Here is a 430-nt window from a genome sequence, read left to right as displayed (position 1 = left end):
ACACCACACACACCATGGCGTGTACCACCAGCGACAATTGCTTCAAACAAGTTGAAACGCGCCAAGCCGATTGTTTGGTGGCGCCGGTAGAAAACTCGACCGAAGGCTCGGTGGGGCGCACTTGGGATTTGTTAGCAGTAACCGCGTTAAAAGCCTGTGGCGAAGTGGGTGTCCGCATTCATCACAACCTGCTGCGTAAAGACAGCCACGAAATCGGCGGCATTACCAAAGTTTTCGCCCATGCCCAAGCCTTTGCGCAATGCAGCGACTGTCTTGGCCGCAACCTGCCCAATGCAGAGCGTATCGCCGTGGCCAGCAATGCAGAAGCAGCACGTCTGGGGGATGAATCTGACAGCCCGAATGGGGCCGCCATTGCCGGGCGTATGGCCGCGGAAATTGATCAGTTGAGTTTTGCCGCCGAGTGGATCGA

1 protein-coding gene is annotated in these 430 nt (G+C 56.7%); it reads left to right on the top strand.

Features of this window, described 5'->3' with window-relative positions; genetic code table 11:
* Nucleotides 1-430 (top strand): prephenate dehydratase domain-containing protein (locus tag ACTHUE_RS20610; RefSeq protein ID WP_440424343.1); only part of this gene is annotated, 430 nt, incomplete at both ends.

The organism is Neisseria sp. P0021.S005 (genome assembly GCF_051956955.1).
Note: the sequence above shows the minus strand (reverse complement) of the source record. Positions and strands in the feature narration are given on the sequence as shown.